Source organism: Cupriavidus sp. HMR-1 (assembly GCF_000319775.1).
GTDB lineage: Bacteria > Pseudomonadota > Gammaproteobacteria > Burkholderiales > Burkholderiaceae > Cupriavidus > Cupriavidus metallidurans.
Map to the genome: position 1 here is coordinate 98,154 of NZ_ANKP01000229.1, position 12,148 is coordinate 110,301.

At 65.4% G+C, this 12,148-nt stretch carries 10 protein-coding genes; 4 read left to right on the forward strand and 6 right to left on the reverse strand.

Going from position 1 to position 12,148, the window contains the following annotated elements; all coding sequences use genetic code 11:
• The first annotated feature begins 5 nt into the window (after positions 1–5).
• From D769_RS22995 to D769_RS23010, 4 genes are all read left to right on the forward strand, one after another.
• On the forward strand, positions 6–857 hold the full coding sequence (locus tag D769_RS22995; protein WP_085959091.1) for a lytic transglycosylase domain-containing protein: 852 nt from the start codon (positions 6–8) through the stop codon (positions 855–857).
• A 154-nt stretch (positions 858–1,011) separates the two neighbouring features.
• A complete protein-coding gene (gene parC, locus D769_RS23000; RefSeq protein WP_008649960.1) occupies positions 1,012–3,342 on the forward strand; it encodes a DNA topoisomerase IV subunit A in 2,331 nt (776 codons plus the stop codon).
• Positions 3,343–3,653: 311 nt separating this feature from the next.
• The gene (locus D769_RS23005) at positions 3,654–4,235 is read left to right on the forward strand and encodes a chromate transporter (RefSeq protein WP_011517094.1); all 582 of its coding nucleotides are present in this window, start codon (positions 3,654–3,656) and stop codon (positions 4,233–4,235) included.
• Positions 4,232–4,762 carry a chromate transporter gene (locus D769_RS23010; RefSeq protein ID WP_008649963.1) on the forward strand — a complete coding sequence of 177 codons (531 nt, stop codon included), beginning with the start codon at positions 4,232–4,234 and terminating at the stop codon, positions 4,760–4,762. The genes D769_RS23005 and D769_RS23010 overlap by 4 nt, the downstream gene beginning before the upstream one ends.
• A 7-nt stretch (positions 4,763–4,769) precedes the next feature.
• Here the strand turns inward: D769_RS23010 and D769_RS23015 are convergent, their stop codons facing one another.
• The 6 genes from D769_RS23015 to D769_RS23040 form a co-directional block, all read right to left on the reverse strand.
• Positions 4,770–6,602, reverse strand: coding sequence for an ABC transporter ATP-binding protein (locus tag D769_RS23015; protein WP_008649965.1), 1,833 nt, complete (start codon positions 6,600–6,602; stop codon positions 4,770–4,772).
• A 109-nt stretch (positions 6,603–6,711) separates the two neighbouring features.
• Entirely contained in the window at positions 6,712–8,388 is a 1,677-nt protein-coding gene (locus D769_RS23020; RefSeq protein WP_008649966.1) for an L-lactate permease, read from the reverse strand.
• A gap of 518 nt (positions 8,389–8,906) precedes the next feature.
• Complete coding sequence (locus D769_RS23025; protein ID WP_008649973.1) at positions 8,907–9,551, reverse strand: glutathione S-transferase; 645 nt, start codon at positions 9,549–9,551, stop codon at positions 8,907–8,909.
• Between the two features lie 37 nt (positions 9,552–9,588).
• Positions 9,589–10,776 (reverse strand): PLP-dependent aminotransferase family protein, encoded by a 1,188-nt coding sequence (locus D769_RS23030; protein ID WP_008649975.1) that lies wholly within the window; start codon positions 10,774–10,776, stop codon positions 9,589–9,591.
• Positions 10,777–10,862: 86 nt separating this feature from the next.
• Positions 10,863–11,315 carry a RidA family protein gene (locus D769_RS23035; RefSeq protein ID WP_008649984.1) on the reverse strand — a complete coding sequence of 151 codons (453 nt, stop codon included), beginning with the start codon at positions 11,313–11,315 and terminating at the stop codon, positions 10,863–10,865.
• Positions 11,316–11,327: 12 nt separating this feature from the next.
• A partial coding sequence (locus D769_RS23040) for a DMT family transporter (RefSeq protein ID WP_040011206.1) occupies positions 11,328–12,148 on the reverse strand: 821 nt, incomplete at its 5' end.

The following is a 12,148-nucleotide window of genomic DNA, read 5'->3' on the forward strand; positions in this document are numbered from 1 at the left end:
CGCATATGAGGCAGGGTAGCAACAACATCGGACGATTCGGTCGATTCCGCCAATCTGGGCGGATGGTGGCGCGGGTGGCAGCGCGGGTGGCAGGAACGCTCGCCGCGCTGGCGTCGCTCTGCCTTGCTGCGCCTGCCCATGCGGAACTCTGGGGCTTTATCGACGCCGATGGCGTGGCGCACTTTGCCGATGCGAGGCTCGATGCGCGCTACAAGCTGTTCATGAAGGATGGCGGCAGCTTCGATTCGGGCAACATGCGCAATCTGCCCAATCTGCATCAAGGCGGCCTGCCCGGCGGCAAGCTGGACCCCGAACGCGAGAAGCTGTACCGCTACGTGCTCAACCATCCGAACCTGGCGATGGTCGATCCGATCATCCAGAAGGCGGCTGCGGCGCAGAACGTGGACCCGGCACTGGTCAAGGCCGTGATGGCCGTGGAGAGCGGCTTCAATCCGACGGCGGTGTCGCCGAAGGGCGCGATCGGACTGATGCAGGTGATTCCGGACACGGGCGCGCGCTTTGGCATCGCCGCAGACAAGCGCGGGACCGTGGAGCAGAAACTGGCCGATCCGCGTCTGAACATCACCACCGGTGTGCGGTACCTGCGCTGGCTGATGGAGCTGTTCCCGAATAACCTGGAGCTGGTGCTGGCCGCGTACAACGCCGGTGAGGGCGCCGTGCAACGCTACAACAACCAGATCCCGCCATTTCCCGAGACACAGCAGTATGTCGCCACGGTGCTGGAGTTCTATCGCCTGTACCAGCCGGGCGAGGCGTCCGGTGCGCGCGTGGTGCGGACCGGCATGGCGGCCGAGCGGGTCAGGATGGTGATCGGCGGTCGCCGGCCCATGCCCTGACATGCGGACGCCTGATGCCGCTTCCTGAGATGGATTTGCCACGCGGCCAGAGTTTGCGGCGGTATCGCCATCCACTTCCTTTAGAATCCCACGCTGACTGCAACAGCCGGCTGCCGGGCGCGCAGGTGCCTGCCGGGCCGAAATCTTGCCAAACATGGATCAACCAGACATTACGTTTCAGGCCGACGAGCCTGCCGATTCGCTGACGCTTGCTCGCTACGCCGAGCGCGCCTATCTCGACTACGCCGTGAGCGTGGTCAAGGGCCGCGCGCTGCCCGAAGTGGCCGACGGCCAGAAGCCCGTGCAGCGCCGCATTCTCTTCGCCATGCAGGCGATGGGGCTGCGTGCCGATGCCAAGCCCGTGAAGTCCGCCCGTGTGGTCGGCGAGGTGCTCGGCAAATTCCACCCGCATGGCGACCAGTCCGCCTATGACGCCCTGGTACGCCTGGCGCAGGACTTCTCGCTGCGCTATCCGCTGATCGACGGCCAGGGCAACTTCGGCTCGCGCGATGGCGATGGCGCCGCGGCCATGCGCTACACGGAAGCCCGCCTGACGCCGATCTCGCGCCTGCTGCTCGATGAAATCGACATGGGCACGGTGGACTTCCTGCCGAACTACGACGGTTCGGAAGAAGAGCCGAAGCTGTTGCCCGCGCGACTGCCGTTCGTGCTGCTGAACGGCGCATCGGGCATCGCGGTGGGTATGGCCACCGAAATTCCGCCGCACAATCTGCGCGAAGTGGCAGGTGCCACGGTGGCGATGATCCGCAACCCGAATATCTCGCTGGCGGACCTGCTGGCGCTGATGCCGGGGCCGGACTACCCGGGCGGCGGCCAGATCATTTCGCCGGCGTCCGAGATCGCCCAGATCTACGAAAGCGGCCGTGGCAGCCTGAAGGTGCGTGCGCGCTGGACCATCGAGGAAATGGCGCGGGGTCAGTGGCAGATGGTGGTGACCGAACTGCCGCCGGGCACGTCGGCGCAGAAGGTGCTCGAGGAAATCGAGGAAATCACCAACCCGAAGATCCGCACCGGCAAGAAGGCGCTGACGCCCGAGCAGACCCAGCTCAAGACGACGATGCTGTCCGTGCTCGACGCGGTGCGCGACGAGTCGGGCAAGGATGCGCCGGTACGCCTGGTGTTCGAGCCCAAGAGCAAGAACACCGAGCAGCAGGACTTCATCCAGACGCTGCTCGCGCATACGAGCCTGGAATCGGGCGCGCCGATCAACCTGGTGATGATCGGCACCGATGGCCGTCCGCGCCAGAAGGGGCTGCAGGAAATCCTGCGCGAGTGGATCGAGTTCCGCTTTGCCACGGTGACGCGCCGCACGCGCTTCCAGCTGACCAAGGTGGAGGATCGCATCCACATCCTGGAAGGCCGGATGCTGGTGCTGCTGAACATCGACGAGGTGATCCGCATCATCCGCGAAAGCGATGAGCCGAAGCCCGCGCTGATCGAGGCGTTCCGCCTGAGCGACCGCCAGGCTGAGGACATCCTGGAAATCCGCCTGCGCCAGCTGGCGCGCCTGGAAGCGATCAAGATCGAACAGGAACTGGCGAAGCTGCGCGACGAGCAGGCCGAACTGGACGTGCTGCTGAAGTCCGAGACGATGATGCGCCGTCGCATCATCAAGGAAATCGAGCAGGACGCGAAGCAGTACAGCCCGGAAGACAAGGATCCGCGTCGCACGCTGATCCAGGAGGCCAGCCGTGCCGCCGCCGAGGTAAAGGTGATCGACGAGCCGGTGACGGTCATCGTGTCGGGCAAGGGCTGGGTGCGCACGCGCCAGGGCCACGGCCACGATGCGTCGCAGTTCACATTCAAGGCGGGCGACAACCTCTACGGCACCTTCGAATGCCGCACCGTTGACACGTTGCTGGCGTTCGGCAGCAACGGCCGCGTGTACTCGGTGGCCGTATCGGGCCTGCCGGGCGGGCGGGGCGATGGCGTGCCTGTGACGACGCTGATCGACCTGGCCGCCGGCACGCAGATCGCGCACACGTTCGCCGGTGCCGCCGAGCAACGGATGCTGATCGCCACGGCGGGTGGCAATGGCTTCGTTACCAAGGTTGGCGACATGATCGGCCGCCAGAAGGCGGGCAAGGCCTTTGTCACGCTGGACGAGGGTGACACGCTGCTGGCCCCGACGCCGATTGGCGACGAGTGCACGCATGTGGCCTGCTTCTCGGCCAATGGCCGACTGCTGCTGGCGGCGCTGGACGAGGTCAAGGTGCTGTCGGCCGGTGGCCGCGGTGTGATCCTGATGGAGCTGGAACCGAAGGAAACGCTGATGCAGGCGGTGGCCGTGGGCGCGCCGGGCCTGATGATCTCGGGCATCGGCGTTCGTGGCGGCAAGGTGCCGCCGCAGAAGCTGGCCGGCAAGACGCTGATCCCTTACGTTGGCAAGCGCGCCCGCAAGGGCAAGGCGATCGAGCCGCGCCTCAAGGAAGTGAAGATCGAGCCGGTAAAGGTTGGGGAGTAAAGGGGAGCGGCGTCGGTGATTCTGGCGCTGATCCTCTGATCCGGTCCCTCTCCTGCTGGGCGGGAGAGGGGAGCGAACTCTCGGCATGTGAGTTGCTGTCGGGGCTCTCACCTCTCCGGCCCCGCGCGACAGGACAAGTCGCATGATCCGCGATACTGCCCGCATCACTCCTATCCTCCGGCATCGCCAATCGAGACCCCCTCTTTCCAATCCGTGATGACCCCGGGCGCGTGCCGCCGTGCGGGATTGCCGTACCATGTCGGTTGCCCCCAATTCCTCCAGTGCGCGGGCATAAGAAGATCATCAAGACCATGTCCTCCACGCCGATTCCCGTTGAGTCCGAGCTTGCGCCGGCTCCCACGCCCCGTACGTTGTTCATCGAATTTGCTCGCATGGGGCTGTCAGGGTTTGGCGGCGTGCTGCCATTCGTGCGACGGTCCGTCGTCGAACGCAACCGCTGGCTCAATGACCGCGATTTCGTCGAGATACTGAGCCTCGGGCAGGTGCTGCCGGGGCCGAACGTGATCAACCTGGCGTTGATGCTCGGCCTGCGCTTCGCCGGACTGCGCGGCGCGTTGGCCGCATTCGCCGGACTGGTGCTGATGCCGCTGGTCGTGGTGCTCTGCGCGATGGGCCTGTACCTGCGCTTCCAGGATGTGACCGCCGTACGGCAGATGCTGGCGGGCATGACTGCGGTGGCGGCGGGGCTGGTGCTGTCGACGGGCGTGAAGCTGGCGCAAAGTCAGCCGCGCACCGTGCGCGCGATTGCCGTTGGGGTTGCCGCGTTCGTTGCGATTGGCCTGCTGCGCTGGCCGCTGTTGCCGGTGATGGCCGTGCTGGTGCCCGTTGCGCTGGTGCTCGAATACCGCGCGATGCGCAAGGGGGGCGCATGACTTCGCCCGAGATCCTGCGCAGCCTGCTTGGCCACTTCGGCATGCTCTCGTTGCTGGCCGTCGGTGGCGGCGGTTCCGTGATTCCCGACATGCATCGCTTCCTGGTCGAAGCGAATGGCTGGATGAGCGACGAGCAATTTGCCGCGCTCTATGCCATCTCGCAGGCGTCTCCCGGGCCCAACATTCTGTTTGTCGCGCTGTTCGGCTGGCAGGTGGCCGGGCCGGCCGGTGCGTTCGCGTCGATGGCCGGCATCTGCGGGCCGTCGAGCGTCATCGCGCTCGGTTTCGAATACTTCGCGGGCCGTTCGCCGCACGCAGTATGGCCCGGCCTGATCCGACGCGGCCTGTCTGCATTGACCATCGGCCTGCTTATGTCCACGGGTTGGGTGCTGGCCGGCAGCGTGGACCATAGCTGGACGGCCGCGCTCGTGACGCTGGTGACGGTGGGGCTGATGCTGAAGACGAAGGTGCACCCGCTGGCCCTGGTGGCGCTTGGCGCCGGGGCAGGGCTGCTGGGGCTGGTCTGACGGCGGATCAATCGACGCCGACGAAGCCCCCGGTCTGGTGCGTCCAAAGCCGCGCATACAGGCCACCATCCGCCAGCAATTCGGCGTGCGTGCCGCTTTCGACGATGCGGCCGCCGTCGAGGACTACCAGACGATCCATGCGGGCAATCGTCGATAGCCGGTGCGCGATGGCGATCACGGTCTTGCCGTGCATCAGCGCCTCCAGGCTTTCCTGAATCGCGGATTCCACTTCCGAGTCCAGCGCGGACGTGGCTTCATCGAGGATCAGGATCGGTGAGTTCTTCAGCAACACCCGCGCGATGGCGATGCGCTGCCGCTGCCCGCCCGAGAGCTTCACGCCGCGCTCCCCGACCAGCGCATCCAGCCCGTGATTGCCGTGCGAGTCGACCAGCAGGTCCATGAAGTCGTCGGCGCGGGCCTGACGCAAAGCCTCGTGCAACTCGGCCTCTGTGCTGTCGGGCTTGCCGTAGCGCAGGTTGTCGCGAATCGAGCGGTGCAGCAGTGATGTGTCCTGCGTGACCATGCCGATCTGCGCACGCAGGCTTTCCTGCGTCACGCCAGCAATGTCCTGGCCGTCGATCAGGATGTGGCCGGTCTCCACGTCGTAGAGCCGTAGCAGCAGGTTGACGAGCGTCGACTTGCCCGCGCCAGACGGCCCGACCAGTCCGATCTTCTCGCCAGGCCGCACCACGAGGTTCACGTTGTCGATGACGCCGCTGCCCTTGCCGTAGTGGAAGCCGACATGGTCGAACCTGACCTCGCCCTGACGGATGTCGAGCGGCTGCGCATCGGGACGGTCGAGCACGCGACGCGGCACGGCGATGGTTTTCATGCCGTCCTGCACCTGGCCCACGTTCTCGAAGATGCCGTTGACCACCCACATGATCCAGCCGGACATGTTGTTGATCCGGATGACCAGCCCCGTGGACAACGCAATGGCGCCCGTGGTGACCAGCCCCTGGTTCCACAGCCACAGCGCGATGCCCGTGGTGCCAGCGATCAGCAGGCCGTTCAGCGTGGTCACCGTGACGTCCATCGCGCTGACCATCCGGCCGGCCTGCCGGACCTTGTCGGTCTGGTCGGCCATCGCATCGCGCGCGTAGGTCTCCTCATGCTGCGAGTGGGCAAACAGCTTGAGCGTGGTGATGTTGGTATAGCCGTCGACGATGCGGCCCATCAGACGCGAGCGCGCGTCGGTGGCCACCACGGAGCGTTGCTTGACCCGGGGCGTGAACCACGCCAGCGCGGCGACATACCCGACGATCCAGATGAGCAACGGAATTGTCAGCCGCCAGTCGGCCTCGGCGAACAGCGCCAGCGAACTGACCGCGTAGACGATCACGTGCCAGAGCGCATCCACGGCCTGCACGGCCGAGTCGCGCAGCGAGTAGCCGGTCTGCATGATCCGCTGCGCGATGCGGCCGGCGAAGTCGTTCTGGAAGAACGACAGGCTCTGCTTGAGCACGTAGCGGTGGTTCTGCCAACGGATCATGTTGGCCAGGCTCGGGTTGATCACCTGGTGGACCAGCACGTCGTGGGCCCCGATCATCAGCGGGCGAAGGATCAGCGCGACGAACGCCATCCACAACAATTCGTTCTGGTGGCGTGCGAAGAACGACCCGTCGGGCGTCTCGCGCGCCAGATCGACCAGCCGGCCGAGAAAGCTGAAGAGTGCCACTTCGACCAGCGCTCCGATCAGGCCGACGATCAGCAACGCCGCGAAGACGCCGCGGACTTCGCGCAGGAAATGGGCATAGAAGCGCCACACGCTTTCCGGCGGCTGGCTGTCGGGCAGGCCGCGGAACGGGTCGATCAGTCTTTCCAGACGGCGCATCAGCATGGGGGGCGATCCTCGTCAGGTCTGCTGGGTGAGCCGATCATGATACGCCCATGAAAAAGCCCCGCTCGAGGGCGGGGCTTGAAGACTGAAGCGGATGATGGCTGGTGGATCAGTGGATCACCATCAGCGTGAACGGATGCACATACGCCTGCAGCGTCACGAAGATACCGACCATCAGCGCCAGCGCGATCGAGTGGAAGAACACGTAGCGCAGAATCTCGCCTTCGTGGCCATACCACTTGGTGGCGGTGGAAGCCACCACGATCGACTGTGCATCGATCATCTTGCCCATCACGCCGCCCGAGCTGTTGGCCGCGGCCATCAGGGTCGGAGACAGGCCAAGCTGTTCCGCCGTGGTCTTCTGCAGGCCGCCGAACAGCACGTTCGATGCGGTGTCCGAGCCCGTCAGCGCCACGCCCAGCCAGCCCAGCATCGTGCCGAACAGCGGGTAAAGCACGCCGGTCTGCGCGAAAGCCAGGCCCAGCGTGGCGTCCAGACCCGAGTAGCGGGTCAGGTAGCCGATGCCGAACATCGCGCAGATCGTCAACAGCGAGTAGCGCACGAGCTTGATCGTCTCGAAGTACTCCTTGATCAGGCGCGGGATCGAATAACCCATCAGCAGGCCGCCGACCAGGGCCGACACCAGAATGCCGGTACCCGCCATCGACAGCACGTTGAATGCGAACACGGCTGGTTCGGCGATTTGCTTTGCCACCACGGGCGGGCCCTTGAGCACGGCCTTGTCCAGACCCGGGATCGCGTACTTCCATTGCCATACGCCGTCCATCAGCTTCTTGAACTCGGGGATGCCCCAGACGAACACGAAGACGGTCAGGATCACCCAAGGCATCCACGCCTTGATCACCGAGATGTTGGCCGATGCGGCGTTGGCCTTGGCGTCGGCTTCGAGGGCTTCGGCATTGTCGACCTTGGAATCGTCGTGACGGCCCAGGATGCGCGTCGAGGTCCAGATTTCCTTCGGATGCCAGATCTTCAGGAAGGCGGTCAGGCAGCCCATTGAGACCAGCGCCGAAATCACGTCCACCAGCCACGGGCCGTGGAAGTTCGACACCAGGAACTGCGGCACCGCGAAGCTGACGCCGGCCACCAGGATCGCCGGCCAGATCGCCAGCATGCCGCGGAAGCCCGCGAACGCCCAGATCAGCCAGAACGGCACCAGCACCGAGAAGAACGGCAACTGGCGGCCAATCATCGCGGAGAGTTGCACCTGATCAATGCCGGTCACCGAGGACAGGCCGATGATCGGCGCGCCGAGCGCGCCGAATGCCACCGGCGCGGTGTTGGCGATCAGCGCCAGGCCCGATGCAGCCAGCGGCGAGAAGCCCAGGCCGATCAGGATGGCGCCGGTCACGGCCACGGGCGTGCCGAAGCCGGCCGCGCCTTCGAAGAACGCGCCAAAGCTGAATGCCACCAGCAGGAGCTGCAGGCGGCGATCTTCGGTGACGCCCGAGATCGAGTTCTGCAACACCTTGAATGACCCGTTTATCGTGGTCAGCCGGTGCAGGAAGATGATATTGAGGACGATCCAGCCAATCGGGAACAAGCCGGAGATGATGCCGAGCCCGGCGGCTTTGCCAGCCATTTCCGCAGGCATTCCGAACACGAATGACGCCACAACGACGCCGACGACCAGCGCCAGCCCGGCCGCCAGGTGCGCCTGCATGTGAAAGAACGCCAGCGCTGCGAGCAGCACGACAACCGGAACCGCGGCGGCAATAGTGGACAACGCCATACTGCCGAGCGGGTCATACACTTGACTCCACACGATTGAATCCTCCTCTGGATTGAAACGACAGCTTGCCTCTGACGGGCCTGGGCTGCCGGAATGCAAATGCCCGTTCTAGCGACGATAGCGCCCCTGGGGGGCGCTATCAAAATGAGTCATGCGTCGTTGCACGGCCTTGCCGTACGACTTCTACAGTCTGCGGCCGTACCCTTGGCCGGAACCGCTCCGCTTCATTTTGATAGCGCCCCAAAGTGGACAGAAGGGGGATTGTAAGGATGGGTCCCGGGCCGCCTGCCTTAAATCGGATCATCGGAATGATGAGCCGGATTCAGGGATCAGGGTTTGCTCGGGGGCAGGCTGAAGCACCTCACGCTCTCGCGCGAGACTACTCCTTAATACGAGTGTTCGAAATAGGGGATGTGGAGGGAAGGGCGTAAAACCAACGCCGTGGTCACTGAAAACGCGGGCTTGCGTAGTGACTTGTTCCGCACAGGCAGGGGGGAGGGAGAGGAGGCGGTCACCTGCCGGCTGGGCGGCGGTGACCGCGATACAACGATTTACTTCAGCGGCAGCTCGAGGATGCCAGTGGCCGCCGGACGCGCCCGCATGGCCGCGAGCCAGCGCTCCAGGTTGGGCCGGGCCGTGTGGGCCTTTGGCATGCCCATCCAGCGGTGCGCCGCGCAGGCCAGCGAGACGTCGGCCATCGTGAACCGATCGCCACCGATGAACTCGCGGCCTTCCAGCGCGTCGTCGAGCATCTTCGCCAGCGGCTCGGCGCGCTCGCACGATTTCTCGACGACGGCCTCGTCACGCTTGTCCGCCGGCGTGCGAACCAGTTGCAGGAACGCCTGGACCATCGCCGGGCTGAACGTCGTGGTCTGCCAGTCCATCCAGCGGTCTGCCGAGGCGCGCGCCTTGACGTCCGAGGGCCACAGCGTGTCCTCGCCATAGCGCGCGCACAGGTAGCGCACGATCGCGTTCGATTCCCACAGCACGAACGGCTCGCCGGCCACGTCGGTGTCGCGGAAATCCTCGATCACCGGAATCATGCGGTTCGGGTTGAGACGCACGTAAGCCTCGGTATCGAGCTCGCCCTTCTGATTGCCGATGTCGATGCGCTCGTGGTCCAGATGCAGCTCGCGCGCGCACCAGACCACCTTCTGGACGTTGATTGACGACAGCCTGCCCCAGATGCGAAGCATGTTCGATGGCTCCTCGGGTTGGTTGTAGCGTGCCGGCTCAGGCCGCCCGTGCCTGCGGCGCGGCTTGCGCGATCGCTTCGCGGAACACCTCGCCCAGGATCGACACGCCCTGCTCGATGCGCTCGGCCGAAACGGTCACGAACGCCAGGCGCAGCGTGTTCTTGCGCGGGCTGCCCGCGTAGAACGGCGCGCCCGGCACGTAGGCCACGTTGCGGCGCACGGCTTCTTCCAGGATCTTCATGCTGTCCAGACCCTCAGGCAGCTCCACCCAGATGAACATGCCGCCCTCGGGCGCGTTCCAGGTCACGCCGGCCGGCATGTGGCGCTTCAGCGCGTCCAGCATGTACGCGCATTGCTTGCCGTAGAGCTCGCGAATGGTCGGGATGTGCTGTTCGAGCAGGCCGTCCTTGATCGTTTCATAGGCGATGCGCTGCGTGAACGTCGGCGTGTGCAGGTCCGAGGCCTGCTTGGCCTGGCACAGCTTGAAATGCAGGTCGGGCGGGGCGATGACGAAACCCAGGCGCATACCGGGCGCCAGGATCTTCGAGAACGAGCCCATGTAAATCACGCCGTCCGGGTTCATCGACAGCAGCGACGGCAACTGGTTACCCGAGTAGCTCAGTTCGCCGTACGGATCGTCCTCGACCAGCAGCACGCCGAGTTCCTTGGCGCGCTTGACCAGTTCCTGGCGGCGCTCCAGCGGCAGGCGGCGGCCGGTGGGGTTCTGGAAGTTCGGCAGGGCGTACAGGAAGCGCGCGCCGGCGGTCAGTTCGGGCGTCAGCGCCTCGGGGATCAGGCCCTTTTCGTCGGACGGGATCGACACGAATTCCGGCTCGAACAGCGAGAACGCCTGCAGCGCGCCCAGGTAGCTCGGCGTTTCCACCAGCACCGGGCTGCCCGGATCGATCATCACCTTGGCGATCAGGTCCAGCGCCTGTTGCGAACCCGTGGTGATCATCACGCGTTCCACGTCGACGTTGTAGCGCTTGGCCACGAACTCGCGCAGCGGCATGTAGCCTTCTGTGGCCGCGTATTGCAGCGCGCCTTGCGGGTTGTCGGCGAATACACGGGCCACTGCCGCTTCCATGGCCGCTACCGGGAACGAAGCCGGCGAGGGCAGGCCGCCGGCGAACGAAATAACTTCCGGACGCTCGGTGACTTTCAGGATTTCACGGATGGCCGAGCTGGTCAGTTGCTGCGCCCGGCGGGAGATGGCCCATTTCATGATTGGTCTCGTGGTGGGGGAATTCAATGCGCCGGCCTCCGCAAGAGGCGGCGCGGCATTATCTGTTTACGTGGTTTTCGACGACGTCAGATCTCGACGATCATTTCGATCTCGACGCAGGCACCCAGCGGAATCTGCGCCACGCCGAACGCGCTGCGTGCGTGCTTGCCTTTCTCGCCGAATACCTCGGCCAGAAACTCCGAGCAGCCGTTGGTGACCAGATGTTGTTCAGTGAACTCGGGCGTCGAGTTCACCAGGCTCATCACCTTGACGATGCGCTTGACGCGGTTCAGGTCGCCGATATGTGCGTGCAGCGTGGCCAGCAGGTCGATGGCGATCGCGCGCGCGGCCTGCTTGCCGGATTCGGTGTCGATATCCTTGCCGAGCTTGCCAGCCCAGGGCTTGCCGTCCTTCCTGGCGATATGGCCGGACAGGAATACGGTGTTGCCGGTGGTCGCTGCCATGACATAGGCAGCGGCGGGGGCGCCGGCCGAGGGCAGTTCCACGCCCAGACGGGCAAGGGTGTCATAGACGGACATGCATGTCTCCTGTCAGTGAAGTCGTCCTGGAAGGATAGGGGGCGCCTCCTCGGCGGCGGATGCCAATGGCATGGCGGGTGCGGTGTTGCGCACTGCGGCGCGTCGGCCAAGGGCCACCACGGCGATCACCGCCACTGCGAAAGCGACGGTGGCGGCATCGAGGGGCTCGGCCAGGATCAGCGCGCCGCCCGCCAGCGTGAGGAACGGCTGGAGCAATTGTATCTGGCCTACGCGCGCCACGCCGCCTTTTGCGAGTCCGGCGTACCAGAACAGGAAGCCGATGAACATCGAGAACACCGACACATAGGTCATGCCCAGCCACGCGCGGGGCGACGCGGCGGCGATGGATGCGGCATGTTCCAGCCCCAGCCAGGCCACCAGGGGCGCCAGCACGGGCAGCGAGACCACCAGCGCCCAGCTGATCGTCTCCAGCCCGCCCAGTTCGCGCGAGAGCTTGCCGCCTTCGGCATAACCGAGCGCGCCAAGCACCACCGCCAGGAACAGGTACCAGTCGGCATGTTGCAGCCCGCCCGCGCCTTGCCACAGGGCGAAGGCCACCACGAGCGCGCTGCCGGCCACGGCGGACAGCCAGAAACCCAGCGACGGCCGTTCATTGCCGAACCATGCGGCGAACACCGCGGTGGCCAGCGGCAGCAGGCCAATCACGATCGCGCCATGCGCGGACGGCACTTCGCGCATGGCCAGCGACGAAAACACGGGAAAACCGACCACCACGCCCAGTGCGGTCACGACCAGCCGGAGCCATTGGCCACCACGCGGTCGCCGGCCTGATGCCAGGGCGCCGCGCATCGCCAGCAGCGCGAGCGCCAGCG

What these genes read in the sequence shown, in the direction of transcription:
- D769_RS23015 (WP_008649965.1), bottom strand. Translation starts at nt 6,602, where the DNA reads ATGCTGATGCGCCGTCTGGAAAGACTGATCGACCCGTTCCGCGGCCTG.
- D769_RS23030 (WP_008649975.1), bottom strand. Translation starts at nt 10,776, where the DNA reads ATGAAATGGGCCATCTCCCGCCGGGCGCAGCAACTGACCAGCTCGGCC.
- parC (WP_008649960.1), top strand. Translation starts at nt 1,012, where the DNA reads ATGGATCAACCAGACATTACGTTTCAGGCCGACGAGCCTGCCGATTCG.
- D769_RS23005 (WP_011517094.1), top strand. Translation starts at nt 3,654, where the DNA reads ATGTCCTCCACGCCGATTCCCGTTGAGTCCGAGCTTGCGCCGGCTCCC.
- D769_RS23010 (WP_008649963.1), top strand. Translation starts at nt 4,232, where the DNA reads ATGACTTCGCCCGAGATCCTGCGCAGCCTGCTTGGCCACTTCGGCATG.
- D769_RS23025 (WP_008649973.1), bottom strand. Translation starts at nt 9,551, where the DNA reads ATGCTTCGCATCTGGGGCAGGCTGTCGTCAATCAACGTCCAGAAGGTG.
- D769_RS22995 (WP_085959091.1), top strand. Translation starts at nt 6, where the DNA reads ATGAGGCAGGGTAGCAACAACATCGGACGATTCGGTCGATTCCGCCAA.
- D769_RS23035 (WP_008649984.1), bottom strand. Translation starts at nt 11,315, where the DNA reads ATGTCCGTCTATGACACCCTTGCCCGTCTGGGCGTGGAACTGCCCTCG.